We start from the raw sequence: 1,156 nt of genomic DNA, 5'->3' as shown, positions 1-1,156 counted from the left end.
AGTCACCGATGCGGACCTTGGAATCGTCGGCGAAGTCGACATATGTGAACTTGTTGCCGCTGCCGTCGACCTTCAGCACCGCGAGGTCGGTGCGCGGGTCGGTGCCGACCAGTTTGGCCTCGAATTCCTTGCCGTCATTGGTCACCACTGTGAAGTCCGAGCCTTCCGAAACGACATGGTTGTTGGTAACCAGATAGCCGTCATCGGAGATGAAGAAGCCGGATCCTTGCGCCACCGGCCGCGGGCGGTCGTTGTTGTGGTCCCGGTGACCGAAACGGCGCATGCCGAACTGGCCGCCCTGGTCGCCAAAGTCGCGGAATTCCTTGAAAAACCGGCGAAGTTGCGGGTTGTCTGGCAAGTTATCGAAACCATTCTGATCGTTGGTGCCATCGTCGGCCGTCGGCTGGACCTTGGCCTTGACCTTGACGCTAACGACCGCGGGCGTGACTCGTTCAACGAGATCGGCGAAGCCCGGCATCTGCGCTGTTTGAACGCGCACGGCATCGGCCAGAACGGGTGATGTGCCGGTGGCGTAGGCCCCGAAGCCGATCGCCCCGGCGATAGCCACGGACGCGGCAGCAGCCATGATTCGCTTGTGCGTGCTGGAATGTACATTGGGGTAAGTTTTCATGATTTCGTGTCCTCTTTCTAGAACTGCGCCCTGATTGGCGTCGTGCTGAAAAGAATATAGAAGCGCACATTACGACGTCATTTCCATTGCATGAACTTTTAGTAATGTTGGCCAGGCACCCTTGAGATGATATCGCGCTGACCATTGCCGGCATGGTCAGAAGGTCCAGTCCTGACCAAAGCCAAATGATCAGCAACTTCCTTTGCTCGAATCAGAACAGCAACAAAGCTTCTGCATACTACGCCAGACGCCGGACCGGTGTGCAGTCAATGAGCGCTACGTCTTAGCAGCGACCCTCTTGTTGAAGCCACCCAGGATCTACCGCGGACAGGCTGGATGCTCATCGGCATGCCAGCGCTTTGAAGCGAGGCAAAATACGCGCGCTTCATTTCGGCTCGGCTGCCGTTAACCAAGGCTCCAAAACCTTGGACGGTCCGTACGCGAAACCGCTAAGCCGAGGAGATGAGGGCGCGGAGCGCAAAGCGGGCGGTCGCTGGGAAGAACCACGCTCGGATCCACCGAGAC

1 protein-coding gene is annotated in these 1,156 nt (G+C 58.1%); it reads right to left on the bottom strand.

Annotated elements, in window-relative coordinates; genetic code table 11:
- Positions 1-631 (bottom strand): trypsin-like peptidase domain-containing protein (locus EN993_RS36035; protein ID WP_206532488.1); only part of this gene is annotated, 631 nt, incomplete at its 3' end.
- Positions 632-1,156 lie beyond the last annotated feature (525 nt).

It is taken from the genome of Mesorhizobium sp. M7D.F.Ca.US.004.01.2.1 (genome assembly GCF_003997785.1).
In the GTDB taxonomy this organism is placed as follows: Bacteria; Pseudomonadota; Alphaproteobacteria; order Rhizobiales; family Rhizobiaceae; genus Mesorhizobium; species Mesorhizobium loti.
The sequence above is the reverse complement of the archived record's forward strand: the minus strand, read 5'-3'. Positions and strand labels throughout refer to the sequence as shown.